The 25,119-nt window shown below is 39.6% G+C and carries 23 protein-coding genes; 12 read left to right on the top strand and 11 right to left on the bottom strand.

The annotated features are described in order from the left end of the window. Positions 1 to 237: 237 nt before the first annotated feature. Positions 238 to 1,839 (top strand): phosphoenolpyruvate carboxykinase (ATP), encoded by a 1,602-nt coding sequence (pckA, locus tag P8O16_RS11860; RefSeq protein ID WP_300315039.1) that lies wholly within the window; start codon positions 238 to 240, stop codon positions 1,837 to 1,839. 250 nt (positions 1,840 to 2,089) lie between these two features. After that, positions 2,090 to 2,527, top strand: coding sequence for a peptidylprolyl isomerase (locus P8O16_RS11865; RefSeq protein WP_300315042.1), 438 nt, complete (start codon positions 2,090 to 2,092; stop codon positions 2,525 to 2,527). Positions 2,528 to 2,580: 53 nt separating this feature from the next. On the opposite strand, the gene P8O16_RS11870 is transcribed toward P8O16_RS11865, so the two are convergent. After that, complete coding sequence (locus P8O16_RS11870; protein WP_300315045.1) at positions 2,581 to 4,137, bottom strand: hypothetical protein; 1,557 nt, start codon at positions 4,135 to 4,137, stop codon at positions 2,581 to 2,583. Between the two features lie 142 nt (positions 4,138 to 4,279). Between P8O16_RS11870 and P8O16_RS11875 the strand changes: the two genes are divergently transcribed. Next, the gene (locus P8O16_RS11875; RefSeq protein ID WP_300315048.1) at positions 4,280 to 4,879 is read left to right on the top strand and encodes a hypothetical protein; all 600 of its coding nucleotides are present in this window, start codon (positions 4,280 to 4,282) and stop codon (positions 4,877 to 4,879) included. A gap of 2 nt (positions 4,880 to 4,881) precedes the next feature. Here the strand turns inward: P8O16_RS11875 and P8O16_RS11880 are convergent, their stop codons facing one another. The 4 genes from P8O16_RS11880 to P8O16_RS11895 form a co-directional block, all read right to left on the bottom strand. Continuing rightward, positions 4,882 to 5,568 (bottom strand): RNA methyltransferase, encoded by a 687-nt coding sequence (locus P8O16_RS11880; RefSeq protein WP_300315051.1) that lies wholly within the window; start codon positions 5,566 to 5,568, stop codon positions 4,882 to 4,884. A gap of 27 nt (positions 5,569 to 5,595) precedes the next feature. Beyond that, positions 5,596 to 8,217 (bottom strand): DNA gyrase/topoisomerase IV subunit A, encoded by a 2,622-nt coding sequence (locus tag P8O16_RS11885; RefSeq protein ID WP_300315055.1) that lies wholly within the window; start codon positions 8,215 to 8,217, stop codon positions 5,596 to 5,598. An 89-nt stretch (positions 8,218 to 8,306) separates the two neighbouring features. Beyond that, positions 8,307 to 10,205, bottom strand: a complete 1,899-nt coding sequence (locus tag P8O16_RS11890; protein ID WP_300315058.1) for a DNA topoisomerase IV subunit B — start codon at positions 10,203 to 10,205, stop codon at positions 8,307 to 8,309. Between the two features lie 15 nt (positions 10,206 to 10,220). Further along, complete coding sequence (locus tag P8O16_RS11895; RefSeq protein WP_300315061.1) at positions 10,221 to 10,715, bottom strand: DNA topoisomerase IV; 495 nt, start codon at positions 10,713 to 10,715, stop codon at positions 10,221 to 10,223. 243 nt (positions 10,716 to 10,958) lie between these two features. Here P8O16_RS11895 and P8O16_RS11900 point away from each other — a divergent pair, with 243 nt between their 5' ends. Continuing rightward, on the top strand, positions 10,959 to 11,348 hold the full coding sequence (locus P8O16_RS11900) for a hypothetical protein (RefSeq protein WP_300315064.1): 390 nt from the start codon (positions 10,959 to 10,961) through the stop codon (positions 11,346 to 11,348). On the opposite strand, the gene P8O16_RS11905 is transcribed toward P8O16_RS11900, so the two are convergent. Genes P8O16_RS11905 through P8O16_RS11915 form a run of 3 tightly spaced genes read right to left on the bottom strand, consistent with a single transcriptional unit; the run spans position 11,329 to position 13,640 of the window. Next, entirely contained in the window at positions 11,329 to 12,261 is a 933-nt protein-coding gene (locus P8O16_RS11905) for an ROK family protein (protein ID WP_075351221.1), read from the bottom strand. The genes P8O16_RS11900 and P8O16_RS11905 overlap by 20 nt on opposite strands. Before the next feature lie 45 nt (positions 12,262 to 12,306). Beyond that, positions 12,307 to 12,801: a YkgJ family cysteine cluster protein gene (locus P8O16_RS11910; RefSeq protein ID WP_300315067.1), complete on the bottom strand. Its 495-nt coding sequence runs from the start codon at positions 12,799 to 12,801 to the stop codon at positions 12,307 to 12,309. A gap of 2 nt (positions 12,802 to 12,803) precedes the next feature. After that, the gene (locus P8O16_RS11915) at positions 12,804 to 13,640 is read right to left on the bottom strand and encodes a S1-like domain-containing RNA-binding protein (protein ID WP_300315070.1); all 837 of its coding nucleotides are present in this window, start codon (positions 13,638 to 13,640) and stop codon (positions 12,804 to 12,806) included. A 169-nt stretch (positions 13,641 to 13,809) separates the two neighbouring features. On the opposite strand from P8O16_RS11915, the gene P8O16_RS11920 reads away from it, so the two are divergent. Beyond that, a complete protein-coding gene (locus P8O16_RS11920; protein WP_300315073.1) occupies positions 13,810 to 14,700 on the top strand; it encodes a 3-hydroxyacyl-CoA dehydrogenase family protein in 891 nt (296 codons plus the stop codon). 10 nt (positions 14,701 to 14,710) lie between these two features. Beyond that, entirely contained in the window at positions 14,711 to 15,328 is a 618-nt protein-coding gene (locus P8O16_RS11925; RefSeq protein ID WP_300315076.1) for a deoxynucleoside kinase, read from the top strand. A gap of 8 nt (positions 15,329 to 15,336) precedes the next feature. On the opposite strand, the gene P8O16_RS11930 is transcribed toward P8O16_RS11925, so the two are convergent. Further along, the gene (locus P8O16_RS11930) at positions 15,337 to 15,984 is read right to left on the bottom strand and encodes a hypothetical protein (protein WP_300315079.1); all 648 of its coding nucleotides are present in this window, start codon (positions 15,982 to 15,984) and stop codon (positions 15,337 to 15,339) included. Between the two features lie 3 nt (positions 15,985 to 15,987). After that, positions 15,988 to 16,446 carry a DUF2452 domain-containing protein gene (locus P8O16_RS11935; RefSeq protein ID WP_300315081.1) on the bottom strand — a complete coding sequence of 153 codons (459 nt, stop codon included), beginning with the start codon at positions 16,444 to 16,446 and terminating at the stop codon, positions 15,988 to 15,990. A 321-nt stretch (positions 16,447 to 16,767) separates the two neighbouring features. Between P8O16_RS11935 and P8O16_RS11940 the strand changes: the two genes are divergently transcribed. Genes P8O16_RS11940 through ggt form a run of 3 tightly spaced genes read left to right on the top strand, consistent with a single transcriptional unit; the run spans position 16,768 to position 21,217 of the window. Continuing rightward, on the top strand, positions 16,768 to 17,100 hold the full coding sequence (locus P8O16_RS11940; protein ID WP_300315084.1) for an Hpt domain-containing protein: 333 nt from the start codon (positions 16,768 to 16,770) through the stop codon (positions 17,098 to 17,100). 27 nt (positions 17,101 to 17,127) lie between these two features. Beyond that, on the top strand, positions 17,128 to 19,500 hold the full coding sequence (locus tag P8O16_RS11945) for a prolyl oligopeptidase family serine peptidase (RefSeq protein ID WP_300315088.1): 2,373 nt from the start codon (positions 17,128 to 17,130) through the stop codon (positions 19,498 to 19,500). 1 nt (position 19,501) lies between these two features. Then, positions 19,502 to 21,217 carry a gamma-glutamyltransferase gene (gene ggt / locus P8O16_RS11950; RefSeq protein ID WP_300315090.1) on the top strand — a complete coding sequence of 572 codons (1,716 nt, stop codon included), beginning with the start codon at positions 19,502 to 19,504 and terminating at the stop codon, positions 21,215 to 21,217. Between the two features lie 311 nt (positions 21,218 to 21,528). Here ggt and P8O16_RS11955 read toward each other — a convergent pair whose 3' ends face one another. Continuing rightward, on the bottom strand, positions 21,529 to 22,068 hold the full coding sequence (locus tag P8O16_RS11955) for a fasciclin domain-containing protein (RefSeq protein WP_300315092.1): 540 nt from the start codon (positions 22,066 to 22,068) through the stop codon (positions 21,529 to 21,531). 227 nt (positions 22,069 to 22,295) lie between these two features. Between P8O16_RS11955 and P8O16_RS11960 the strand changes: the two genes are divergently transcribed. From P8O16_RS11960 to madM, 3 genes are read left to right on the top strand one after another with little or no spacing between them, the layout of a single operon-like run. Then, a complete protein-coding gene (locus tag P8O16_RS11960) occupies positions 22,296 to 23,774 on the top strand; it encodes an acyl-CoA synthetase (RefSeq protein ID WP_300315095.1) in 1,479 nt (492 codons plus the stop codon). 1 nt (position 23,775) lies between these two features. Then, positions 23,776 to 24,132 carry a malonate transporter subunit MadL gene (madL, locus tag P8O16_RS11965; protein WP_300315096.1) on the top strand — a complete coding sequence of 119 codons (357 nt, stop codon included), beginning with the start codon at positions 23,776 to 23,778 and terminating at the stop codon, positions 24,130 to 24,132. A gap of 1 nt (position 24,133) precedes the next feature. Continuing rightward, positions 24,134 to 24,892 carry a malonate transporter subunit MadM gene (gene madM / locus P8O16_RS11970; protein ID WP_300315098.1) on the top strand — a complete coding sequence of 253 codons (759 nt, stop codon included), beginning with the start codon at positions 24,134 to 24,136 and terminating at the stop codon, positions 24,890 to 24,892. Positions 24,893 to 25,119: the final 227 nt, after the last annotated feature.

Below are 25,119 nucleotides of genomic sequence, written 5' to 3' on the forward strand. Positions count from 1 at the left end.
TTTTCTTACTTGTTTCCAAAGTTAACCCGGAGGAAATATCCTTTAGAAACAAAATTTTCTGATGTTTGAAATGAGCTTTTACTTGGGATTCCAAGACATTGATACTTGCCGCAGAATTTTCATTGGTTTTTCTTTCGTAATCGATTGAAAAGCTAAAAAATGCAGTTTTTTGATCAATATTTTAGAGAAATGATTATTTTTGTGGAGACAATTTTCAGTTTGTAAAACCCAAATATTATGCAGGAACAAGTTCTGGAAACCCAGATCGATCCCCTGTCTTTTCTAGACTTGAAGACAAGCGGAAAAGTACACTACAACCTTCCTCCTGCCGCCTTAGTAGAACATGCTTTGGCCAGGAAGGAAGGTTTTCTTACTTCCACCGGCGCCTTGATGGCAGATACGGGCAAGTTCACAGGAAGATCTCCAAAGGATCGCTACATCGTCTTAGACGAAAAGACCAAAGAATCTGTATGGTGGGGAGATATCAATATTCCCTTCGACTCGGATAAATTCGATGCTCTTTTGGAAAAAATGAAAGTCTTCCTTCAAGATCGGGATTTATTTGTCCGAGATGCTTATGCTGGAGCGGATCCAAATCACCGTTTAAATCTTAAGGTAGTCAATACCTGGGCTTGGCATAACCTCTTTTGTAACAACATGTTTTTAAGACCATCCAAAGTAGAATTGGAAAATTTTGAACATGACTTCACTATTATCTGCGCCCCTGGTTTTGAAGCTAATCCTGAAACTGACGGAACAAAAAATCCAAATTTTGCCATCTTAAATCTTTCAAAAAGAATGATTCTAATTGGTGGTACCGGCTATGCTGGTGAGATGAAAAAGGGGATATTTTCTGTTCTCAATTTCCTCCTTCCACATGAAAAGCAGGTGCTTTCAATGCATTGCTCAGCAAATGTGGGAAAGGATCAGGATACCGCAATCTTTTTTGGACTTTCAGGAACTGGTAAGACCACGCTATCCGCAGATCCCAACCGGAGCTTGATTGGAGATGATGAGCATGGATGGACAGAATCGGGAGTTTTCAATTTCGAAGGTGGCTGCTACGCAAAAGTAATTGACCTTACACGTGAAAAAGAACCTGAGATTTGGGATGCCATTCGTTTTGGCGCCATCGTAGAGAATACCAGATTCAAACCGGATTCCCGAGAAGTTGATTTTGAAAATAAATCTATCACTGAGAATACACGAACTGCCTACCCAATTAATTTTATTCCAAATGCGCTTTCCCCTTCGACGTCAGGAATTCCGCAGAATATTTTCTTTTTGACAGCGGATGCATTTGGAGTGATTCCTCCTATTTCCAAACTCAATAAAAGTCAGGCAATGTACCATTTCATTTCAGGGTATACAGCCAAAGTTGCCGGAACAGAAATGGGGATCACAGAGCCGAAACTTACCTTCTCAGCTTGTTTTGGTGCTGCATTTTTACCTTTACATCCAACTGAATATGCAACACTATTTGGGGAGAAAATGGAAAAACACGAAACTAACGTTTGGTTGATCAATACTGGATGGACTGGTGGTGCTTATGGAACAGGATCAAGAATGAAACTCTCCTATACCAGAGCGATGATCACCGCAGCACTTGAAGGGAAACTAGATAAAGTAGAATATAAGAGTCATCCAATCTTTGGTTTCCAAGTACCTCAAACTTGTCCTAATGTTCCTGCAGAAGTACTAAACCCAAGAAATACTTGGGAAAACCTTGAGGATTATGATAGACAAGCAAGTACGCTTGCCAAAGCTTTCCGCGATAACTTCAAGAAATTCGAAGATTTTGCAACCGCGGATATTTTGGAAGGATCACCCTTAGGTTGAAAATAGAATGAAGAAAATCCCACAATTCAAATTGTGGGATTTTTTTTGAACGAAGTTTAGGTTTTTACTTTCTAGTAATAATCAATCTATTTATTGAAATTTTACTATATAAGTTCATTGACTATGCTTTATTCAAGTATTTGAAAAAAAGAAGTAAATAAAATTCTCTTTAGGTACTTCGCTTTAAAATTCTATTTTTGCAATTCTAAATCGAAAAAGAAATAAACATTCTAACAAGATATTACTACTCATGAAAACAGGAGAGATCAAAACAGCCAAAGGCACTATGAAAGTAGATTTTTATGAAAAAGATGCTCCAAACACTGTGAAAAATTTTGTGGATTTAGCGAACAAAGGCTTCTATGATGGTCTGACCTTTCATCGGGTTATTCCAAACTTCGTAATTCAAGGTGGTTGCCCTATCGGAAATGGTGCAGGTGGACCTGGATATAAAATTGATTGCGAATTGACAGGTGAGAACCAATATCACGATCGTGGTGTATTATCCATGGCTCATGCAGGTAGAAATACCGGTGGTTCTCAGTTTTTCATTTGTCATAGCCGCGACAATACTGCTCATTTAGACCGGAATCATACTTGCTTCGGTAAAGTAGTAGAAGGTCTAGAGGTAATCGACGCGATCAAAGCTGGAGATGTAATCGAAAAGATCACGATCTCAGAATCTTAAAATCAAAAGAATTAGAACTAAAAGGCTCCAATCTTATAAGATTGGAGCCTTTTTTATTTCAGTTCTTTCAAAATTTTTAAGACCGATGAATGAATTTTCGGTGCAGTTTCCGGGCCAAGGGAATTGATTTCTCCGTATGGTCTATCTTGATTCTTGTAGGTGAAAGGCGGCTCAACATCCCATTGGCTTTTTGGAATGATATAACCAACCATATCATTTGACATCCCTGCAAAAAACTTAAACTGACCTGGTATTTGAGTTTGAAGAGCAGGTACCTCCAAAGGCTGAATTCCAAAATCACCTCCAGATGGACTCTCTATCCCTCCATGCAAAATCTCAGGATAAAGTTCTCCAGGCACATGCACAAAAGTAGCTGGGCCGAGTTTCCATGCTGCAACTTCCGATCGGATGTGTTTCCATTTGGTAAAACCCCGATCAAAAATCCCCAGATAAGCAGCTAAATGAAATAGCTTGTTATCCATTTTCAACTCGATAGTCTCAGCTCTGACGGCTAAATTGGATTTACTCACTTCTAGGTAAGAGCTATCACGAAGTGTTTCCAAGGTAACTTTTGCTAAAGCCCTCCCTTGAGCGATTATTTTTTCCGGATTTTGTTTTTGAAATTTTTCTTTTGAAAAAGGATCTATCAATTCCATAGATGGATGTGTCGTCATCAATCCACCTATAGCACCATTCAGGAAAATTGCCACACCTCCTACTCCTTCCATCAAAACACTATCCTTTTCCACAATTCCATTTTCCACCATTTCTCTCCAGTGATGGGCAAAGTCTGAACTCACCTCAATATTTTCTAACCAAAGCGTCTCGGGGTGATTTCCCCAATTCATGATCGTACCAAGTGTTTCATAAGTTTCGGCATCCAGCACTTGCATTAATTTTAGACCAGCATCTAAAACTTGTGGATCTCGGGTGTCGCCAACAAGTGGTTTCAACTTTTCCTGCTCTTCTGAAAATCGAAATACTGCCTTTCTTTTATTTTCTGAAGCTTGCTTCACTGCTTCTTGTATCCCTTTTTGAACTTGATTAAGATAAGCCGGATCAACCCCTCTCTCATATTGGGAAGCTCCCCACATCCCCATCAAGTCCGGGGAAGAATGTACATGAGTACTCGTAATGATTACATAATCCAACTCCGGATTCATTTCCTGAATCAATTTCCGACTGGCAATTACCTCGTCATTTCCAAACCCTATCATATCAATTACTACCAAAGCCATTTTCACATCACCGGCATCCAAGACCATCGCTCTTACCCAAAGTGGATCTAAAACTGCTTGAGCCGCTCTCCCTGTATGAAAACCTGCCAGCCAAACTCCGTCAAACTTCCCGTTCCCATTCGTATCAGAAAAGGTATCCCCATCTTCAGGATTATATCTGGCGTCACCATTGGTATCGACCCAAGTTTCAGTGATTTCGGGGCTGATATCTATTTTAGAAAAGCCTGCCTGTATATCATTTTGGCTGGATTGAAGATTTAGATCGATCCAATAGCCTTTGTGACGATCCCTGAATTGGTAAAGTGAAAAAATCCAAGCTGCCAAAACCAGAATTACAATTAGGCTGAAAAGAAACAAAAGGATTTTCTTCATTGGGTTTATTGATTTAAGGGATAAGTGAGGTTGGAATTCAAATTAATAGAAATATTCCCAAACTCTAAAAACCTCTAACATAAGGATTACTATAATTTTCTTGGAATGGTTATTGTCCAAAGGGAAAAACAATTTCTTAACTATGACTAGATCAATTTTATTCATCAGTATCATTTTAATTTCGGCTTTTTCAGAAGTTAAGACTCAGCGATACGGAACAACATTAGGTATCCGGATGGGAAATAATCAAATCAGTAGAACTTTTGGTATTACTGCTCAGCAACGGATTGCTGAGCATGCCAGTTTGGAGGCGATTCTTCAATCTGATTTTAACCTCAACAGTACCTTTTCCATTTTAGCTAAAAAGCATCACCCTATCATTTCTAAGCGCTTCAATTATTATTATGGTGCCGGTCTTTCACTGGGAAAAGAAGAGAGTTATGTAAAGAATGAAAGCGATCAAACCATTATTAGAACCTATGGTAACAATACTACAGGTGTAGATTTGATTGGGGGAATAGAAATGACACTTCTCAATACAGTCATTTCCCTAGACTACAAACCAAATATCAATTTGGTAGGAAGATCTGAGTTTTATCGTGGGCAAATAGGACTATCCGCACGCATGGTATTGGTAAAAAGTAAAGAACAGAAAAAGAAACAGCGTCAGCGCCAAAAGGCACGAAATAAGCAAAACAAACCGAGTTTTAATGAAAAGCTAGATGCTATTTTTAAAAAATAGATTTATGAATTGATCTTTTTTAGATAAGCTTTTTCGTGTAAATCCGCACGCTTGACCACTGATTGATACCATTTCATTCGGAGCGTATTTTTCTCATCTTCTGATAAAAAATAGTTTTCTATCCCTGCTTGCTTGGCCTTATTCGTCAATTCATAAAGAAATATTGAGGCGGAAACGGAGATATTAAAGCTTTCTGTAAAGCCCATCATTGGAATATGCACAAGTCCATCTGCATGATCCTTCACTTCCTGACTGATTCCTTCATGCTCATTACCAAATACCAATGCCATTTTTTCCGAAGGATCTAAGTCATGAATACTCATCGATCCAGGAGCAGGACTGGTACCATAAATCTTATATCCAGTAGCTTTTAGCTTTCCAAAACATTCTTCGACTGCCGAACCTTCCGGGTTGTAATATTTATGAAGATCAACCCAATGGGAAGCTCCTCGTGTGACGTATGGATTGACTTTATATTGGTTGGTCCGCTCAATCACATGAACATCCTGAAGCCCAAAGCAATCACAGGTACGAAGAACTGCACTGGCATTATGAGGCTTGAAAATATCTTCCAAAACAACCGTAAAATGCCTCGTTCGCTGAGCCAAAACAGACTCAATGATAGACTTTCTACTTTCTGAAAGATAAGTTTTCAAGTAATCCAAAAATCCTTGATCGTAATGCTCCATTCGTTTAAAACGATGAATCGGGACTACCTAAAACAGTCCCAACTGCTCCTCATCATCTTTTTTGGGTGACAAATCTATTGTAGTCCCGACATCCAATTGTTCATCTGACTCATCTTCAATAGCTTCCTCCTCAGCGTCATCAGATTTTTTATCAGACTTTTTCGGTGCTATCAGAGACACTTCCTTTACTTGGTAGGTACTCAACTTATTTCCTAAAGCTTTCCAGCCTTTGATATCGATTAACATATCCAGATCAAAGTCCACCTGTTCTTCCTCTTTTCCTTTGATCAGTATCGCTGAAACCTGAGGTTGTTTTTCAGTAGAAATCAACTTCAAATAGGACTGTTTATGATCTGAGATAAAGTTGAATTTCTTATTTAAAGTAGTGGTTTCGATCTGGAATCGCTTGATGTAATAGGTTTTGCTAGCGCCATCAAAATAAACTGCCGAAAGTACTTTTTCAGGATCAAACTTTTCAATCAAAACCACATCATCCGCCTGATATCGATTCGTTAACTCAAAACTTGTAAGCTCGTAATCTCCGCTCTTGTAGCAGACCAAAATCTTATCCTCGCCCAAGAAGTTCCCAATCAATTTACCACGCTCATCGGTATTCAATCTACCCACTGTTGGATCATAATAAATATTCAGACCTCCCAAAGTAGAAACACCCTCCATTTTGAGTTGGATTTTTCGAATAGGATGTCTGGTAAGAATATTTCCACCCGCTCCTCTGCCTTTGATCTCAATAGATGCAAAGTCAAAATCAAAAACCTTGACTCTGGCTTTAGCTCCTTGTGTTAAAAATATGGTTACGATTTCTGCTTCTCCGTTAGCGTTAGCTGTCAGATAGAGTGTCTTAGAACCTTTAGTTCCTTTGGTTAAATTATATTCCTTGTCTCGGGTGACTGCCAATACCTGAAAACGCTTCACCATGGCTCGACCCGTGATACCATCCAGATAAATGTAATTGTAAACCATCCGCTCATCTCCTTTGCGGAAAACTGCCACATGAAGAATGTCCTTGCCCATGAAATTCTTCTCCTGAATTTTGGAAACCATGCAAATTCCATCTTTTCGAATGACGATAATGTCATCCAAATCAGAGCAGTCACATACAAACTCATCTTTCTTCAAACCGTACCCTACAAATCCATCTGTACGATTGACATATAATTTAGCATTATTTGCCGCCACTACATTGGCTTGAATGGTATCAAATGTTCGGATCTCGGTCTTTCGCTCTCTACCTTTCCCGTATTTTTCAAGTAGGTTTTGGTAGTAGTTAATAGAGTAATCTGTTAAGTTTCGAAGATTATGGTTCACTTCCTTCAGTTCGTCCTGAAGGCGCTTCATTAATTCATCAGCTTTAAGAGCATCGAATTTTGAGATCCTTTTGATTTTGATTTCGGTCAGTCGAATCAGATCATCCTGAACTATTTCCCGATAAAAGTCAGGTTTATAAGGCTCTAAACCTTTGTCTATTGCCTCCAAAACCGCATCCCAAGTCGTACATTCTTCAATGTCCCGGTAAATACGATTTTCGATAAAGATTTTTTCCAAGGAAGAGAAAAGCAATTTTTCAAGTAATTCTGCTTTCCTGATTTCCAATTCCCGCTTTAAGAGCGACTTGGTCTGTTTGGTATTGTATTCTAATATGTCGTTGACTGTAAGGAAAACCGGAGAATCCTTAATGATTACACAGGCATTTGGTGAAATCGAAACCTCACAATCTGTGAATGCATAGAGCGCATCTATCGTCACATCCGGAGAAACTCCCGGTGCCAACTGAATAGCGATCTCCACATCTTTAGCTGTATTGTCTACAACTTTTTTAATTTTGATTTTCCCTTTGTCATTTGCTTTGAGGATGGAATCGATCAAGGAATCTGTGGTCGTACCATAAGGAATCTCCTTGATGAGAAGTGTTTTGCTATCCTCCTCTTCGATCCGAGCTCTAAGTTTGACCTTACCTCCTCTGAGGCCTTCATTGTATTCCGAAAAATCCGCCAGACCTCCTGTGATAAAGTCAGGAAGAACATTCGTTTTGTTTCCCTTTAATATTTCAATTGACCCCTCGATCAATTCGATAAAGTTATGAGGAAGGATTTTGGTAGAAAGACCTACCGCAATTCCCTCTACTCCTTGAGCTAATAAAAGTGGGAATTTGACTGGTAAAGTGACAGGTTCTCGCTTTCTTCCGTCATATGATAATTGCCATTCAGTTGTCTGGGCATTAAAAACTACTTCTAGTGCGAATTTGGAAAGTCTGGCTTCGATATATCGAGCTGCCGCAGCACGATCGCCTGTTCGTACATCACCCCAGTTTCCTTGGGTTTCTATCAACAATTCTTTTTGACCAATATTTACTATTGCATCTCCAATTGAGGCATCTCCGTGCGGGTGATACTGCATCGATTGTCCAATGATGTTGGCGACTTTGTTAAATCTACCATCATCCATTTCCTTCATCGCATGGAGAATTCTTCGCTGTACCGGCTTTAAACCATCCTCGATGGCAGGAACCGCCCGCTCTAGAATTACATAAGACGCATAATCCAAAAACCAATCTTTGTACATTCCAGTGACTGGAACAGACGTGTGAAGGGTCTCTTCCGGATTTACTGGCTTTTCTTGTTCTTCACTCATGTATTAAAATTCGATTTTAGTCTGATCAATCAAGTTGATCTACAAGCTATTTACCTTATTGTATTTTTAATTCTTGCTGGAATTTTGTTTTAAGCAGCCTCGGTTTCCTCTTCTACTTCTTTGGTTTTTGGATCCTCCAGCGCAAGGTCTTTTTCTACCTTAAGATTCTTGATAATAAATAATTGTCTATCTGGAGTGTTCTTTCCCATATAGAAATTCAAAAGATCAGGAATCTTGGTCTCTTTATTCAAAATAATCGGCTCGAGACGAATATCCTCACCGATAAATGTCCCAAATTCTTCTGGTGAAATCTCACCCAAACCTTTGAATCGAGTGATTTCAGGCTTGTTCCCAAGTTTATGAATCGCTCGCTGTCGTTCTTCATCGGAGTAGCAATAGATTGTTTCCTTCTTGTTTCTAACCCGGAAAAGTGGCGTATCCAGAATGAATAAATGACCGTTTTTCACCAAATCAGGGAAGAACTGAAGAAAATAAGTCATAATCAGCAAACGAATATGCATTCCATCGACATCTGCATCTGTAGCAATCACAATCTTTCGATAGCGAAGATTTTCAATTCCGTCTTCAATATTCAGTGCATGCTGAAGTAAGTTGAACTCCTCGTTTTCATAAACCACTTTTTTGGTCATCCCAAAGCAGTTCAGAGGCTTTCCTCGAAGAGAAAATACAGCTTGAGTTTGCACATCCCGTGATTTCGTGATTGAGCCGGAGGCGGAATCACCCTCAGTCAAAAACAACATGGTATTGTTCTTTGCATCCTCGTTGGCTTTTGGATCATCGTAATGTACTCTACAATCCCGAAGCTTCTTATTGTGAAGATTTGCTTTTTTTGCCCGCTCGTTTGCAAGTTTCTTGATTCCGGATATTTCCTTTCGCTCCCTTTCTGATTGCAAAATACGCTTCAGAAGCGCATCTGCTACCGCTGGATTTTTGTGGAGATAGTTATCCAATTCTGTTTTCACAAAATCATTGACAAATGTTCTCAATGTCGGTCCATCCGGCCCCACAGATTGCGAACCCAGTTTGGTTTTGGTCTGAGATTCAAATACCGGCTCTTGAACTCGTACTGCAATCGCAGCTACAACACTTTGTCTAATATCTGAGGAATCATAATCCTTCTTATAGAATTCCCGAATAGTCTTTACGATCGCTTCCCGAAATGCTGCCAAGTGAGTACCACCTTGAGTGGTATATTGGCCATTGACGAAGGAGTAATATTCCTCTCCATACTGTCCTGAGTGTGTGATCGCCAGTTCGATATCATTTCCTTTGAGATGAATAATCGGATATCGAATCGCTTCTTCATCCACTTTATTAGAAAGAAGATCATAAAGCCCCTTATCAGAAAAATACTTTTTACCGTTGTAATTAATCGTCAGACCTGCATTCAAATAAGCATAATTCCAAATCTGATTTTCGAGATATTCTGGAATGAAATGGTAATTTTTAAAAATACTACCATCTGGAGAAAACACGATTTTAGTCCCATTTCGATCGGAAGATTTATCGATTTTCTGATCATTCGTCAAAATCCCTTTCTCAAATTCTGCGACTTTCGTCTCACCATCACGGTAAGACTGCACTTTGAAAAAATCGGAAAGCGCATTTACAGCTTTGGTACCTACCCCGTTTAAACCAACTGATTTTTGAAATGCCCCGGAGTCGTATTTACCTCCGGTATTGATTTTGGATACACAATCAATGACTTTGCCCAAAGGAATCCCACGTCCATAATCTCGAACTTCTACTTTTTGATCTGTGATTTTAACCTCAATAGTCCGACCAAATCCCATCATATGCTCATCGATCGAGTTGTCAAGGATCTCCTTCACCATCACATAGATACCGTCATCCTGTGCGCTTCCATCTCCAAGTTTCCCGATATACATTCCGGGTCTGAGTCTGATGTGCTCTCTCCAGTCAAGGGACTTGATACTATCTTCGTTATATTTTCCTATTTCTGCCATTTACTTTTTGAGTTTTTAGGAATTATATTGAATCTGTTTGAATTTGCCAGCAAAAATCACAAAAAGCCCTATTACCCAAAGGACTAGAAGTGAAGGAATTAAATAGAAAAAGAAATTGAATTCACTTGCGGCGATTTCATTTTGGTTATTAATCGAATGGGTATAGAAAACCATCATGATAAGGCTAAGATTTAAAATTCCTCCAAAAGAATAAAACCATCCTAGGTAATAATCCCGAAATATGTCACCTACCGGGAATATCTTTGTAAGACCTTTGTGAATTTTGGTCTCTAATAGTTTTGGTGGAATCAGTACAACTAAATTTGAAACCACAAAAATCGAAATCATGATATAGAAGAAATTGCTTTTAGGAATCCGGTCGACAATAGACCCTGTTTCGTCCATTCCATACCCAATCGACTCAGGCATTGCAGAATAGAAATAAAGCAGAAGGAAAATAAAGCCAAAGAGAGTCAGGAAATAGAATGCCTTTCCAAATCGGTATAACATATTTTAGGGGGATTGAAGGTGCTAATATAACCGATTTCATGAAACAGAATCCCTTTAATGGTTGTTCACTTTATCATTATCTTTGACAATAACTTTCTGAAAAATCCCCAAATAAATGAAAATCAAGGCTATTTGAAGTATTCTTGGTTTTGCATAAATCATAAAATACAGATCGCTCCGAATTAAGTCGATGTTTGATTTCACCAAACAAAGATTCCCAAAATTCCACAAACCTAACTTTCTATGAATAATTCCATTGGTTACCTGTTTTCCATTATCCTCCTATTATTTCTCAGTGCTTGTAGCAGCAAGTTGGAAACTGGGAATATAAATATCGAAAATTGGAAATCGGACCGATACGGTTGCAAAGGACTGAGAATGCAGGACCTTGAAGAGTTAGAACGAATTAAGAATTCTTTCTTGGGCGCTGATAATCAAGCACTGATCAAAACTTTCGGGAGACCAGATCGAGTTGAACTTGTGGATAAAAGCCAAAGCTTTTTCTTTTATTTCCTAGAACCAAGTGATAATTGCGATGGAGTGGAAATAGAAAAAGAACCTCTAAAGGTTCTTTTTCGAATGAATGCGATTAGTAAGGTTTCTGAAGTAAATATTACAACCCTGAACCCATAAAACAGAGCGCAGCAGCACCTAAGGTTCCTGCATTATTTTCTAGAGTAGCTTTCTTGAGCTTCAGGTCCTTCACATAATAAGCAGTAAGGTATTGCTTGATTGTGTGCTCCATGGTCGGCATCATGAATTCCAATCCTGCAGAAATCCCACCTCCGAAATAAACTGTATTTGTATCCAAAATCCGGATAGTTGACACAATAGCCTCTCCAAGAATTCTTCCTACTTCCTCAAATACCATCAAGGAAACGGGATTACCTGCTTTTGCGGTATCAACCAATAAATGGGTGCCAGGCTCTGCCCCGATCAAAGAACCTGCCTTTTCAGGATAGGCTGCGACCATACGGGCCATAATTGTCAAGATCCCTTTTCTTCCAATCAGAGTCTCCAAACCTGATGTTCCTTGAGCCAGCATATGTCCCATTTCCATGGCATTGCCTCTCGACCCCTTGAACACCTGACCGTCAAGCAGCAAGGCACTACCGATTCCAGTGCCCATGGTGATAAAAATGAAATTCTCTTCTGGATTGTCTTTCCCATAGTAAAACTCTCCCATCGCGGCAGCTGCAGCATCATTTTCCAGGAAAAATTCGTGTTCAGGATACGCAGCTTCCAAGCCGCCTTTCAGATTAAATCCATTCAAAGTTGGAATGGCAGGAATTTCCAGCGTTGTAGTCCTGTCTTTAGAGATCAAACCTGGAAGCCCAATTCCTACTTTTTGAACCGTTGGATATTTTTCAAGATACTTTTTTAAACCTTTGATAAAGCAAGGACCAAAGCCATGTTCATCGTCTCTGTATGGAGTGGTATCCTCCTTTTGAAAGTCTAAAATTTCTCCTTTTTTATCGACCAATCCGATCTTCAAATGGGTACCTCCCACATCCACACCAAGAAAGTGTGTGTCCTGATTATGCATTGTTTTCTCCATAGGTTTGAGTTTCAAAAAAGCAAAAGATTCAGATTACTTCCTATAATTCTCCCCAATCTGCTCGAAAATTTTGAAAACTGCAGGACAAACAAGGGTATTTTTCAAAGAAAGCTCTAAAATTCCCTGCATATTCTTCCGATTAGTATGTGGATACTCTCTGCAGGCTTTGGGACGATCTTCGTAGACAAGGCATTTATTGTCATCTCCCAAAAATGGACATGGGGAAAAATTCAATACAAAATCCCCCTCTTCATCCCGGTGTAAATATTCGTCAATGAAATTGCTACTCTTCATCCGGAATACTTTCGCCAGTCGGTCTATATCAGTATTCAAAAAAATCGGACTAGTGGTTTTACAACAATTCGCACAATCCAAGCAATCTAAGTCCGAAAAAACTTTCTCATGCAGGGTTTGAAATTGCGAGTCCAACTCTTTGGATTTGGCTTTTCGAAGTCGTTGGCCCAATTTCTTGTATGCTGGAAAAGCAGACTTACTCTCTTTTGAAAAAGTATCTAAATCAATCTCCATTATCAACTCGCAGCGTTCAGTGAAATCCCATCCGGCAAAAGTTGAATTTTTCGAGCTCGATATAATTGCCCAATACATTGCTTGAAATGTTTCTTACTCATGCCAAGCATCGATTGAATCTCGTCCGGACTAGATTTATCATGCAGCGGCAAAAAGCCTTTTTCTTCTAGAATGGCAAGGATCTTTTCAGAACCCTCATCATACTTCTCTCTTCCGGGAGCCAAAAGCTGTAGATCCAACTTTCCATCGTCCCGTCTCTTTTTAATGAAAACGGAGCGCTTTTCTCCAATCTGAATTGGTTGAAAAACTTCATTTTTAAAAAGTAAACCTTCAAATTCATTTTCAACCAAGACTTTGTAGCCCAAGTCAGTTTCTTCGAAAATCAACCCTGTCACCTCCATTCCCTCAGAGAATTCAATTGGCGCATCAAAGATGAAATCACGGTATTTGTTCACTCCGATCAGTCGATTCGTTCTATGATCCACACAGATTTTCACAAGGTACTTTTCTCCGGGAATCATATTTTTACCCATTTCAGCTTTGGGCACAAGTAAATCTTTTGGCAATCCCCAATCCATAAAAGCCCCAAAATCAGTCACTTCTTTCGCCTCCAAAACTGCAAATTCATCCAAAAAAGCTAACGGCATTTGAGTTACTGCTACAGGTCTGTCCTCGGAATCTGTATAAACAAAAACTTCTTTGAGATCCCCTTCCTTTTCCTCGCCAGTCAGGTATCCTTTAGGGAGTAGTACTTCTTCTCCTGAACTCAAGGCTAGGTAGGCGCCGAAGTCTGTGAATCGATTAATCGGTAAAGTAGAGATGATTCCAAGTTCTTTCATGGCTCAAAGGTAGCCAATAAATAATTTTATAAAGGGAAGTTTTGCGACAAACAAAGTCGGGAATGCTAGGGTTAAAAATTGGAATTGGAGCCTTTCAAGAGTAGCTTTGAGGCATAATTTAATTCGAATAAACCCAAATTTTCTAGTTTTTACTCTTAATCACCTACTTATGAAAAATATCTCAGTTATCGGTTCAGGTACGATGGGAAACGGCATCGCACACGTTTTTGCGCAGCATGGACATCCTGTATCTCTAATAGATATAAGTCAGGATGCACTAGACCGTGCCTTGACCACGATCTCAAAGAACATGGATCGTCAGGTAGGAAAAGGAATAATAACAGAAGATGAAAAAAATCAATCCCTTGGTCGGATTTCTACTTTCACAAGCCTCGAAGACGGTGTGAAATCTGCTGATCTTGTGGTTGAGGCAGCCACAGAAAACATGAACATCAAGCTGGATCTTTTCAGAAAAATGGATGAATTCAGTCCTACTTCTGCCATCTTGGCTACCAATACATCCTCTATTTCGATTACCAAAATCGCAGCAGTCACTAAAAGACCAAGCCAAGTGATCGGCATGCACTTTATGAATCCTGTGCCTGTGATGAAGCTGGTGGAAGTTATCCGTGGTTATTCCACGTCTGATGAGGTGACTGTCGAAATTATGACGCTTTCTCAAAATCTGGGCAAAGAACCTGTCGAGGTAAATGACTATCCTGGTTTCGTAGCAAACCGAATCCTAATGCCCATGATCAATGAGGCAATTTATACGCTGTTTGAAGGAGTGGCAGGAGTAAGTGAAATAGATACCGTGATGAAACTTGGAATGGCTCATCCTATGGGCCCACTTCAATTAGCTGATTTTATAGGATTGGACGTTTGTCTTTCAATTTTGAAAGTACTTCACGATGGTTTTGGAAATCCAAAATATGCACCATGCCCTTTGTTAGTGAATATGGTAGAAGCTGGATTTAAAGGAGTGAAAACTGGAGAAGGTTTTTATCAATACACCAAGGGCAGCAAGGATATCGTTGTGGCGCCAAGATTCATCAAATAATTACTCTTAAATGCATCTCGCAGTATCTGGAAATATCGGAAGTGGTAAAACCACGCTCACAGAAAAACTAGCTAAACACTATGGCTGGAAGGCTGAATTTGAAGCTGTAGACAATAACCCATATCTTGCTGACTTCTATGAAGATATGCAACGATGGGCTTTTCACCTTCAGGTGTATTTTCTCAACTCTCGTTTCAACCAACTTAAGAAAATCCAAGAAAGCAGTGCCTCCACTATTCAGGATCGTACGATCTATGAGGATGCCTATATTTTTGCAGCAAATCTGTATAAAAGTAAGCTTTTGACTGAGCGGGATTATTGGAACTACAAGGAGTTGTTCGATAGCATGATCTCACATGTTAAGGCACCTGATTTATTGATCTACCTTAAGGCTGACATCCCAAAGCTTGTTGGTCAGATAGAAAAGCGAGGAAGAAGCTATGAGACCACCATGCGAATTGATTACCTCAAGCACCTCAATGAACACTATGAAGAATGGATTGCAAATTATAAGGAAGGCAAACTTCTTATCATCGACGTCAATCATCTTGATTTTGTCGAGCGTCCGGAGGATTTTTCTTTTATAGTAGAGAAAATCGAGCGTGAAATGTTTGGGCTTTTTGCCTAGAATTCTTACTAGTTATCCAGCTTCCGCATCAGCCAGTTGAAAATCATCACTTGTTGTTCTTCTTTAGGATTGACCAGCAACTGATCTAATCGCTTTAGAGAACCTCCAGTCATTAGAGTTTCATAGGGATAAAGTCGAAAAATTTTATATCCATGAATCCGTGATTGGAGGTCCATCTGGGCATCATTATAGGCCGTAAGCTTCCAGCCCGGACTTCCGTTTTGGGTAAAATCAGCAGGTTCGGAGGCTTTTCCAAAACTACTTTTTGCAAAGGGCGAACCGTTCCAGATCCGCTCTTGCATCCCGGCTTTTAGACATTCTTTTTCGAAAGTTCTGCAAACTCGTTTAACTCCTTCTGTAAATTGGAAATTGAAATCAGAATATAAATCTGATCGTAGGCTGATTAAGCGATATCGGTTAAAATGTAATTCATCATCCCAAATGATCAAGTTTCTTTTGATTTTGAAATCGAATTTCAGCTTTTGCAACAAAGGTAATTCCCCTTGCCCACCTAAATCTTCATAGATTTCAGTGAGCCAAGTTTTGCCTTTTGTATCTAAAAAAGATGGATTGACCTCCAACTCAAACTCTGGCTCATAATCAACTCCACCTTCCCGAAGGATCAGGTCAAGTTGGCGAGTCATCAAATTATCCATGATTTAGGTGTTTTCTCTCAGGATATCCCAAGTATGGTCAGCAAGTAATTTGATTTCCGCAATAAATTCCGCCCAATCTTTTTTCCTTCCCCACTCTTCAGGAGCGATCATGCTTAAAAAATCTGTTCCATCTGACTTTTGATACAAAAAATAGGTGTGATTGATCAGCGGCTCAAAAGAAATAGATGCACCATAAATACGTTCAGAAACCTCCACACGAGACTGGATTTTCTTGGCTTGATCAGCCAGTAATTGCATCTGCTGATAGATTTGGGACATCTGCATGTCAGTCTGACTATGCATCGCCGCCACTGCTCTACCTGTAATCTTCCCTTTGTCCTCAGGTTTGATAATCGCACTCCCCGAGTGATGCGCATAAGGCAACATACCTGGATTTTCAGTGGTTTTATCTTTCATTCGCTCCAAATCGAGCTTATCTACATCTATTTTTTTACCTGTCATGATTATTTGTCGCCTTCTCCTGTGCTAATTCTTTCCTTTAGATTCCCTTTGGATCCAGGAAATGTTGTCCTCTGGGAAATATCGTAGCCGATCCAACACATGATTAACATGAAAATCACAAAAAGGATAAGAAAAATCTTTTTATTTTTCTGCATGAAGATTTTGGTTCAATTGTAACTTTTACAAAATTACGTATTCCGGGGAAAGGATTGGGTATTTTGATTCGATTATGTATCTCCTAGGATAGAAAATGATACTTTTTGAAAAATGTTTTAATTTTATCCAAAAGCTACTCTCTATTTTTACCAAGTTTTAAGATTTATGTATCAACTCATCAGTGAGCAGTCTATTTATCAATACTTTGGAGACGACGATCCAGATTTAATTAAATCTATGATCCAGATTATTTTGACTTCAAATATTCACGACCTTAAGGAACTTCCTCAATTCTATGAATCAAATGATTTTGTGACAATCAAAAAGCGAATCCATAAGGCTAAACCAAGCATGAGTTACATTGGAGCTCAAAGCACAAGGAAACTAATCGAAAGGATTGAAGAAAACGTGGAAGATTCATTAGCACTCAATGAACAACTTCAATCTAACCTATCCAAAATCGAAGAAGAACTTCACGACTTCCTCAAATCTGTTTAACTAATTTCCAAATAACCCCTTTATTCCATGCGGCAAAAACTACTATTTCTGCCAATTCTATTTCTGTGTTTCACAGCTGCTTTCTCTCAAACTCCCCTAAGCGTAGAATACATTATGCGGGATCCAGCTTGGATGGGAACTTTCCCTTCTGGAGCACGATGGGGTGAAGATTCACAGCAGATTTACTTCGAATACAATCGTGACAAAGACCCATCAGATTCCCTTTACAAAATCGCAATTTCCAATTTAAATGTAATATCGAAAGTCCACTGGCCAGAAGAAAAAGCCCTTCGAAATACCTCAAGAAATTTCAATCAAGACAAAACACTCCGACTTATTAAAGAAGAGAATCAATTACTTCTTGAGGAGGTGAAAACAGGCAAAACCCAAGTGATTTTAGATTGGTTTGATAATTTTTCTAATCCAACTTTTTTAGCAAATGAAAAAAAAGTAGCCTTTAACTTCTCCAACAACATCTATGTAGTCGATATAGAAACTAAAGCAGTCCAGAAAGTCACGAATATCTCCAACAGCTCCGAACCTTCAAAAAAAGCTAGCTCGGATAATAAATCTGAAAACATGGGTTTTGTCAAGGAAGAAAACCTGGCTTTACTCCAAGTAATTTCCCAGCGTGAAAAAAAATCTGAAGAATCGAAAGCATATAGAGAATCTATTGCTGAAAAAGGGGAAGAAAAATTCATGTACTATACTTCTGGAAAAAATCCTTCAAGCCTTCAACTTTCACCTGATGGAAGATTTGCAACCTTTGCATATTACAAGACTGAAAGCAACAAAGGCACCAAAGTCCCAGATTACGTGGCTGCATCAGGATACACCGAAGACTTAAATGCAAGACCTAAAGTTGGCACTAAGCCGACCACCTCAGAAATAGGGATTTATGATTTACAGAGAGATACAGTCTATTTTATCTCAACAACTGACCTTCCGGGAATTAAAGACTTACCTGATTATACCAAAGACTATCCAGATAAAACTTGGGAAGAGAAAGATAGGGAGGTCGCATTGGCAGGTCCATTTTTTTCTCCCGATGGCAGAAATGCCATTCTCCAAGTGAAATCCTATGACAATAAGGATAGATGGATTACAAGTATTGATATGGAGACTGGTGCCCTTAAAGTTCTTGATCGGCAACGTGATGAAGCTTGGATCGGTGGACCGGGAATAGGTTGGACTTTTTCTCCTGGTACATTCGGATGGTTACCGGACAATCGTCACATCTACTTCCAATCCGAAGAGACCGGTTACTCCCACCTTTATTTATTGGATATCAATTCAGGCGAAAAAATGGCCCTGACTAGTGGTAATTATGAGGTTTTTGATCCATTTATTTCCAAGGATAAAAAGTATTGGTATTTGACCACTTCAGAAGTTGATCCTGGTGAAAGACATTTTTACAAGATGCCTTTAATGGGTGGAAAGATGGAAAAACTTACAAGCATGACTGGGAATAATGAGGTTAGTCTTTCTCCAGATGAGAAAAAACTTGCTATCCTCTACTCCTTCAGCAACCAACCAACTGAGCTTTTTATTCAGGATAATAAAGTAGGTTCAAAGGCAGTTCAACTTACTTACGGGCAAAGTGAAGAATTCAAATCATACAATTGGCGGGCACCGGAGATTATCCGTTTTGATGCCGAAGATGGAGCAAAAGTTCCTGCCAGGCTTTACGCTCCAGATCCAGAAAAGAAAAATGGTGCTGCGGTGATCTTTGTCCACGGTGCTGGTTATTTACAAAATGCTCATAAATGGTGGAGTAGCTACTTTAGAGAGTACATGTTTCACAACTTACTCACTGATCTGGGCTATACCGTTTTGGACATTGATTACCGTGCCTCGGCAGGATATGGAAGAGACTGGCGAACTGGAATCTATCGACATATGGGAGGCAAAGATCTATCAGATCAAGTTGATGGAGCCAAGTACCTAGTCGATTCTCAAGGAGTAGATGCAGATCGAATCGGAATCTATGGCGGAAGTTACGGTGGATTTATCACGCTTATGGCCCTATTCAATGAGCCTGATGTATTTAAGTCTGGAGCTGCTCTGCGGTCTGTAACTGATTGGGCACATTACAATCATGGCTACACTGCTAATATTTTGAACACTCCTGAGGAAGATCCAATCGCCTACCGTCGCTCCTCCCCGATTTATTTTGCGGAAGGTCTTAAAGGAAATCTACTCATGGCGCATGGAATGGTCGATGTCAATGTACATTTTCAAGATGTAGTCCGGCTTTCTCAGCGATTAATTGAACTTGAAAAAGACAATTGGGAGATGGCTATTTATCCCGTGGAAGATCATGGTTTCGTAGAACCTAGCTCTTGGACCGATGAATACAAGCGGATTCTGAAACTATTCAACAGCACCCTACTCGATTAAAATGAATCATAAAATCAGCAACTTTAAAATACTAAGCCTTACTGTAGCCTTGGTATTTTCTCTTTTCTCCTGCACAAAAAAAGAAACTGAAACTTCCGGAAAACAAGGAGAAATTGCCGAAAAGGCAATGGTCGTTTCTGCTCGTGAAGAAGCATCCAAAATAGGCCTTGAGATAATTCAGCGAGGAGGAAATGCTTTTGATGCAATGATGGCAACCGAAATGGCATTAGCTGTCACCTATCCTTTTGCAGGAAATCTAGGCGGAGGAGGATTTATGGTCTATCGAATGGCAGACGGAACTGTAGGCTCAATTGATTATCGGGAAAAAGCTCCATCTGCTGCATATCGGGATATGTATCTGGATGAAAATGGCGAAATAATCCCTGAGTTGAGTACAAAGGGTGCAATGGCATCAGGTGTACCAGGAACAATTGCAGGGATCTTTGAAGCTCAATCAAAATTTGGAAAACTAACCCCAGCTGAAATCTTACAACCTGTCATAGATTTGGCAGAAAGAGGTTTTGTTGTATCCAGCAGGCAAGCTGAGCGATTAAGGCAACTTCAAGAAACCTTTATTGAGGTAAATGGACCGGAAACTTTTTTTGGCCAAGAAATCAAAGGCGGAGACACCTTAAAAATTCCAGTATTGGCAGCTACCCTGAGAAGAATCGCCGCTAATGGCAGAGATGAATTTTACAAAGGGGAAACTGCAAAAATCCTTGCCGCCCACATGCAATCTAAAGGTGGAATCATCACTGAATCTGATTTGGCTGATTATGAAGCAGTTTGGAGAGATCCGATTGTATTTCCTTACAAGGATCTGAAAATCATTTCAATGGCACCCCCAAGTAGTGGTGGTGTGACTATCGCACAGATATTTGGTATGATTGAACCTTATTCGATCGGTCAATATCCTTTTCATAGTCCTGAGCATATTCAGTTACTAGTAGAAGCTGAGCGTAGAGCTTATGCGGATCGCAATTTCTTTTTAGGAGATCCTGACTTCGTAGAAATTCCTATCGCTGAATTGACAGCGGGGGAATATCTAAAATCTCGTATGGAAAGTTTCAATTTGGAAAAAGCAACCAAATCTGAGGACATCGCAGCTGGAGAAATAGCTTTCGCAGAAAGTATGGAAACTACTCACTATTCGATAGTAGATGCTGATGGAAACGCAATTTCTGTCACCACTACGCTTAATGGTGCCTATGGCAGCAAACTTTTCGTGGATGAGCTAGGCTTCTTTATGAATAATGAGATGGATGACTTTAGTTCTAAAGCAGGTGTGCCAAACATGTTTGGTTTGATTGGAGCTGAGGCTAACAGCATTGCAGCTGGAAAACGTATGCTAAGCTCTATGACTCCGACCATCGTAGAAAGAGACGGCAAACTTTGGATGGTAGTGGGAACTCCTGGTGGATCGACCATTATAACTTCTGTTGTCCAGACAATTTTAAATGTCTATGAATTCAATATGGGAATGCAAGAGGCTGTAGAAGCTCCTCGTTTTCATCATCAATGGCTTCCGGACTTGGTGAGCTTTGAGCCGAATTCCTTTGATTCGCTTTTGATCTCCAATTTAAAATCGAAGGGATACCAAATCATGGAAAATAATAACCCAATCATAGGAAAAGTGGATGCGATCCTAGTTTTACCAAGTGGCAAACTCGAAGGCGGAGCAGATCCAAGAGGTGATGACAAAGCGGTTGGATTTTGATAATAAAAGAAAATCCGGGCAAATCAGTCCGGATTTTTCTTTTTAATTATTATTCCCAATTTAATTCCAGCCAACAATTGGATATGAATCCAAGAAGTCAATACTGATTAAACACCTCCTAAAAGGCAGTTATATCCAATTCATAAGTCTGAAATATGGCAGAAGGGATGTTTTGAAACCTGTATTATTTGTAAGCAGTAATCAATTTTTTTCAAAAGCTTACATGAAACTTTGAATTTAATTGATGCTTACTCGAAAAAAAACAAAAAAAAACCTGCCGAAGCAGGTTTTCATTTTTTCACGAAGTGAAATTAATTCGGTAAAAGTACAGCGTCAATTACGTGAACAACACCGTTAGTGCCTGCAAGATCTGCAGCTACAACTTTTGCTCCATTGATCATAACTACTCCATCTTTAATAGATACAGTTAGCGTCTGACCATTAAGCGTAGTTACTACTTGTCCATCAGATAGATCTCCAGACATTACGTTACCAGCTACTACATGGTAAGTTAGAATGCCTGTCAATTGATCTTTGTTTTCAGGCTTTAATAGTGTATCTACAGTTCCTTCAGGAAGTGCTGCAAAAGCAGCATTAGTAGGAGCAAAAACTGTAAATGGACCATCACCAGAAAGAGTTTCTACTAATCCTGCTGCCTGAACTGCTGCAACCAATGTAGTATGATCCGGAGAACCTACCGCGATATCAACAACAGTATTTGGAACTTCCTCTACTACTGTTTCTTCAACAACTACGGTCTCTGTTTCTTCAGTTGGTTTGCTTTCACAACTCATCACAAAACTAGTCGCTGCTGCAGCAAGTGCCAGTGATAATAATCTTAAATTTTTCATTTTTTTGGTTTCTTTTTTTTGATGTGTCTATGTATAACAAACAGGAGGTGGATAAGTTTTTCATTTTTAAAAAATTTCTTTAAATGATTTAGCATTCAAGCAAGATCAATAAGTAAGGATTCAATTATTGAGATACTGCAATTCTATTTTACGTGCAACTTGCGATAAGTTAGGATACCTCGATTTCTTGAGTTTTTTTTGCAATATAGGTCTGCAAAAAAAACTCAATGCTTCAAATCTTTAAAAGTGCTTCTCTATTTCCAGATAAAATAGCCATAATTGATTCCAACGGTTCTTACACCTTTTCTCAACTTTTATCCAAGAGCCAAACAATAGCAAACCATCTATTGGCCGGCAAAAATGATTTGAATGCATCAAGAGTTGCGTTTATGGTTTCTCCCGGATTTGATTATGTCGCCACCCAATGGGCTATCTGGCAAGCTGGAGGTATTGCAGTTCCACTCTGTATTTCTTATCCATTCCCATCATTAAAGTATGTATTGGATGATACGCAAGCTGAATACGTCATTGCAGGTACAGAATATTTGGAAGTCCTAGCTCCAATTCGCGATAGTGCTGAAATTCGGTTTTTTAAATTATCAGATTTCAATTCAATTGTTGAAGATTTTACGCATCCTAAAATAGATTCGAACCGTGGGGCGATGATTCTTTATACATCAGGTACGACTAGCCTACCAAAAGGAGTCTTGACTACACACGCTAATATTGAATCTCAAATCAGCACTTTGGTGGAAGCTTGGAAATGGAAAGAAACTGACCATACTCTATGCCTTCTCCCTTTACACCATGTACACGGAATTATCAATGTGGTATCTTCGGCACTTTGGTCGGGAGCATGTGTGCAATTTTTAAATCCCTTTGATGCTGAGAAGGTTTTTGAGATTTTCGAGGAAGGAAAAGTAAATGTATTCATGGCCGTCCCTACGATTTACTTCAAATTAATGACAGCTTTTGAAGGCTTTCCCGAAGAGCGGAAAAAGAAAATCACTGGGTTATTAAAGCAATTTAGGTTGATGATTTCTGGCTCTGCTGCGCTTCCTGTATCGGTGATGCGTCAGTGGGAGAAAATTTCAAATCACTACCTTTTGGAGCGGTATGGAATGACCGAGATCGGAATGGCAATCAGTAATCCATATGAAGGAGAACGAAGGGCTGGGTACATCGGACATGCCTTGCCTAAAGTTGAAGTCAGGTTGGTGGATGAGCATCAGGAAATAGTACTTCCAGGTCATCCCGGTGAAATTCAGGTGAAAGGGCCTTCGGTTTTCAAGGAATATTGGATGAAGCCTGAGGCAACGCAAAAGAGCTTCACAAAAGATGGATGGTTCAAAACAGGTGATATTGCAGTTTTAGAGGAAGGTTATTATCGGATTCTTGGAAGAGATTCAATAGACATCATCAAGTCAGGAGGTTATAAAATCTCTGCTTTGGAAATTGAGGAAGTCCTTCGTACTTATCCCTTAATAAGTGATTGCGGAGTCGTTGGAATCCCATCTGAAGAATGGGGGGAAATCGTCGTAGCCGCTTTGGTATGTGATCCTGAGTTAGATTCAAATCAATTAACTATCTGGCTCAAAGAACGAATGCCAGGCTATAAAATCCCAAGAAAAATAATTACCATTTCCGATTTGCCTCGAAACGCAATGGGAAAAGTGACCAAGAATGAACTGAAAAAACTCTTTTAAAATGATATACGGAATAGCAATTCTAGCCTTCTCTTTTTTGGCTGGGCAATGGATGGGAACACTACTTGGCCATTGGATCGGAATTGATTCCAATGTAGGCGGAGTCGGTTTTGCCATGATTATTTTGATTCTGACCAAAGAAGGTTTTCACCGAAAAGGCTGGTTCAAGTCAGAAATGGAATATGGCGTGGATTTTTGGGGAAAACTCTACATACCTGTAGTAGTAGCCATGGCAGCAAGCCTTAATGTAAAAGCAGCAGTTACCAGTGGAAGCCTGGCAATAGCAGCTGGAGCTATCCCTGTTATCATCTGTTTTTTCGTATTCCCTTACCTCACGAAAGGCCTTAAAGCTTCCTGACATGTCCGAATTAATTCAGGTAATTGATTCGTATGGATTGATTGTAGCTTTTCTGGTAGTTGGGGTTATTATGTTTTTCTCTGAAATCATTTCAAGGAAAATCTTCCGCTCAAAAATTCCAGGTTCGGCCATTTCCATCTTCCTAGGCTTAGTTTTAGGCTATATCGGTGGGGTCTTTGGAGATGGCGAAAAAGGCCTTTCGGACATCCCAATTTTCAAAGGAGTAGGTTTCATGGGCGGCGGAATGTTCCGAGATTTCACCATTGTAGCTACGGCCATCAGTGCAAGTTTCCTTCTAATAAAAAAATCAGGTTTGGCAGGAATGATCTCTCTTTTCTTAGGTCTAATTATCTTTTTCACGGTTGGTGTGGCTTTAGGTTGGGCTTGGGGCTTTAGAGATGCTGTAACGCTTACCACAATAGGCGCCGGTGCCTGTACTTATATTATTGGCCCAGTGACAGGAGCTGCTATTGGAGCTAGTTCAGATATTATTGCATTGAGTATAGGAATCGGAGTTGTGAAGACGATTACCGTCACCATCCTCACTCCTATTTTAGCGAAGCGAATTGGATTAGATTCTGAAGGTGCAGCTATGAGCTATGGTGGATTGATGGGGACAACCAGCGGGGTAGCTGCAGGATTGGCTGCTACAGATCCTAAACTTGTCCCTTATGGCGCCGTAACGGCAACTTTCTATTCCGGTCTTGGCTGCCTGATTTGCCCTTCGGTGTTTTACTTGATATTAAATTACTTTTTATAAATTTTCCCAAAACCCAGATTGTCTCTATTAAGCCAATTTTTTATGTACCTCCGCTTATCCGTCAATAAAGGTCTTAAAGCAGCAAATAATAAGTTAAACGCTAGATTTTAGGCCGCTTTCGTCACCTATCATCAGTCTTCCATCTGGAAAAACAAAGAAAATAAACCTGCTGGCATCATTGCGGATAATCATATTTTTTATTGAATCTAATCCATTCATCAAGCAAA

Origin of the sequence: Algoriphagus sp. (assembly GCF_029254265.1) — a bacterium.
Lineage (GTDB): Bacteria > Bacteroidota > Bacteroidia > Cytophagales > Cyclobacteriaceae > Algoriphagus.

What these genes read in the sequence shown, in the direction of transcription:
- pckA (WP_300315039.1), top strand. Translation starts at nt 238, where the DNA reads ATGCAGGAACAAGTTCTGGAAACCCAGATCGATCCCCTGTCTTTTCTA.
- P8O16_RS11865 (WP_300315042.1), top strand. Translation starts at nt 2,090, where the DNA reads ATGAAAACAGGAGAGATCAAAACAGCCAAAGGCACTATGAAAGTAGAT.
- P8O16_RS11870 (WP_300315045.1), bottom strand. Translation starts at nt 4,137, where the DNA reads ATGAAGAAAATCCTTTTGTTTCTTTTCAGCCTAATTGTAATTCTGGTT.
- P8O16_RS11875 (WP_300315048.1), top strand. Translation starts at nt 4,280, where the DNA reads ATGACTAGATCAATTTTATTCATCAGTATCATTTTAATTTCGGCTTTT.
- P8O16_RS11880 (WP_300315051.1), bottom strand. Translation starts at nt 5,568, where the DNA reads ATGGAGCATTACGATCAAGGATTTTTGGATTACTTGAAAACTTATCTT.
- P8O16_RS11885 (WP_300315055.1), bottom strand. Translation starts at nt 8,217, where the DNA reads ATGAGTGAAGAACAAGAAAAGCCAGTAAATCCGGAAGAGACCCTTCAC.
- P8O16_RS11890 (WP_300315058.1), bottom strand. Translation starts at nt 10,205, where the DNA reads ATGGCAGAAATAGGAAAATATAACGAAGATAGTATCAAGTCCCTTGAC.
- P8O16_RS11895 (WP_300315061.1), bottom strand. Translation starts at nt 10,715, where the DNA reads ATGTTATACCGATTTGGAAAGGCATTCTATTTCCTGACTCTCTTTGGC.
- P8O16_RS11900 (WP_300315064.1), top strand. Translation starts at nt 10,959, where the DNA reads ATGAATAATTCCATTGGTTACCTGTTTTCCATTATCCTCCTATTATTT.
- P8O16_RS11905 (WP_075351221.1), bottom strand. Translation starts at nt 12,261, where the DNA reads ATGCATAATCAGGACACACACTTTCTTGGTGTGGATGTGGGAGGTACC.
- P8O16_RS11910 (WP_300315067.1), bottom strand. Translation starts at nt 12,801, where the DNA reads ATGGAGATTGATTTAGATACTTTTTCAAAAGAGAGTAAGTCTGCTTTT.
- P8O16_RS11915 (WP_300315070.1), bottom strand. Translation starts at nt 13,640, where the DNA reads ATGAAAGAACTTGGAATCATCTCTACTTTACCGATTAATCGATTCACA.
- P8O16_RS11920 (WP_300315073.1), top strand. Translation starts at nt 13,810, where the DNA reads ATGAAAAATATCTCAGTTATCGGTTCAGGTACGATGGGAAACGGCATC.
- P8O16_RS11925 (WP_300315076.1), top strand. Translation starts at nt 14,711, where the DNA reads ATGCATCTCGCAGTATCTGGAAATATCGGAAGTGGTAAAACCACGCTC.
- P8O16_RS11930 (WP_300315079.1), bottom strand. Translation starts at nt 15,984, where the DNA reads ATGGATAATTTGATGACTCGCCAACTTGACCTGATCCTTCGGGAAGGT.
- P8O16_RS11935 (WP_300315081.1), bottom strand. Translation starts at nt 16,446, where the DNA reads ATGACAGGTAAAAAAATAGATGTAGATAAGCTCGATTTGGAGCGAATG.
- P8O16_RS11940 (WP_300315084.1), top strand. Translation starts at nt 16,768, where the DNA reads ATGTATCAACTCATCAGTGAGCAGTCTATTTATCAATACTTTGGAGAC.
- P8O16_RS11945 (WP_300315088.1), top strand. Translation starts at nt 17,128, where the DNA reads ATGCGGCAAAAACTACTATTTCTGCCAATTCTATTTCTGTGTTTCACA.
- ggt (WP_300315090.1), top strand. Translation starts at nt 19,502, where the DNA reads ATGAATCATAAAATCAGCAACTTTAAAATACTAAGCCTTACTGTAGCC.
- P8O16_RS11955 (WP_300315092.1), bottom strand. Translation starts at nt 22,068, where the DNA reads ATGAAAAATTTAAGATTATTATCACTGGCACTTGCTGCAGCAGCGACT.
- P8O16_RS11960 (WP_300315095.1), top strand. Translation starts at nt 22,296, where the DNA reads ATGCTTCAAATCTTTAAAAGTGCTTCTCTATTTCCAGATAAAATAGCC.
- madL (WP_300315096.1), top strand. Translation starts at nt 23,776, where the DNA reads ATGATATACGGAATAGCAATTCTAGCCTTCTCTTTTTTGGCTGGGCAA.
- madM (WP_300315098.1), top strand. Translation starts at nt 24,134, where the DNA reads ATGTCCGAATTAATTCAGGTAATTGATTCGTATGGATTGATTGTAGCT.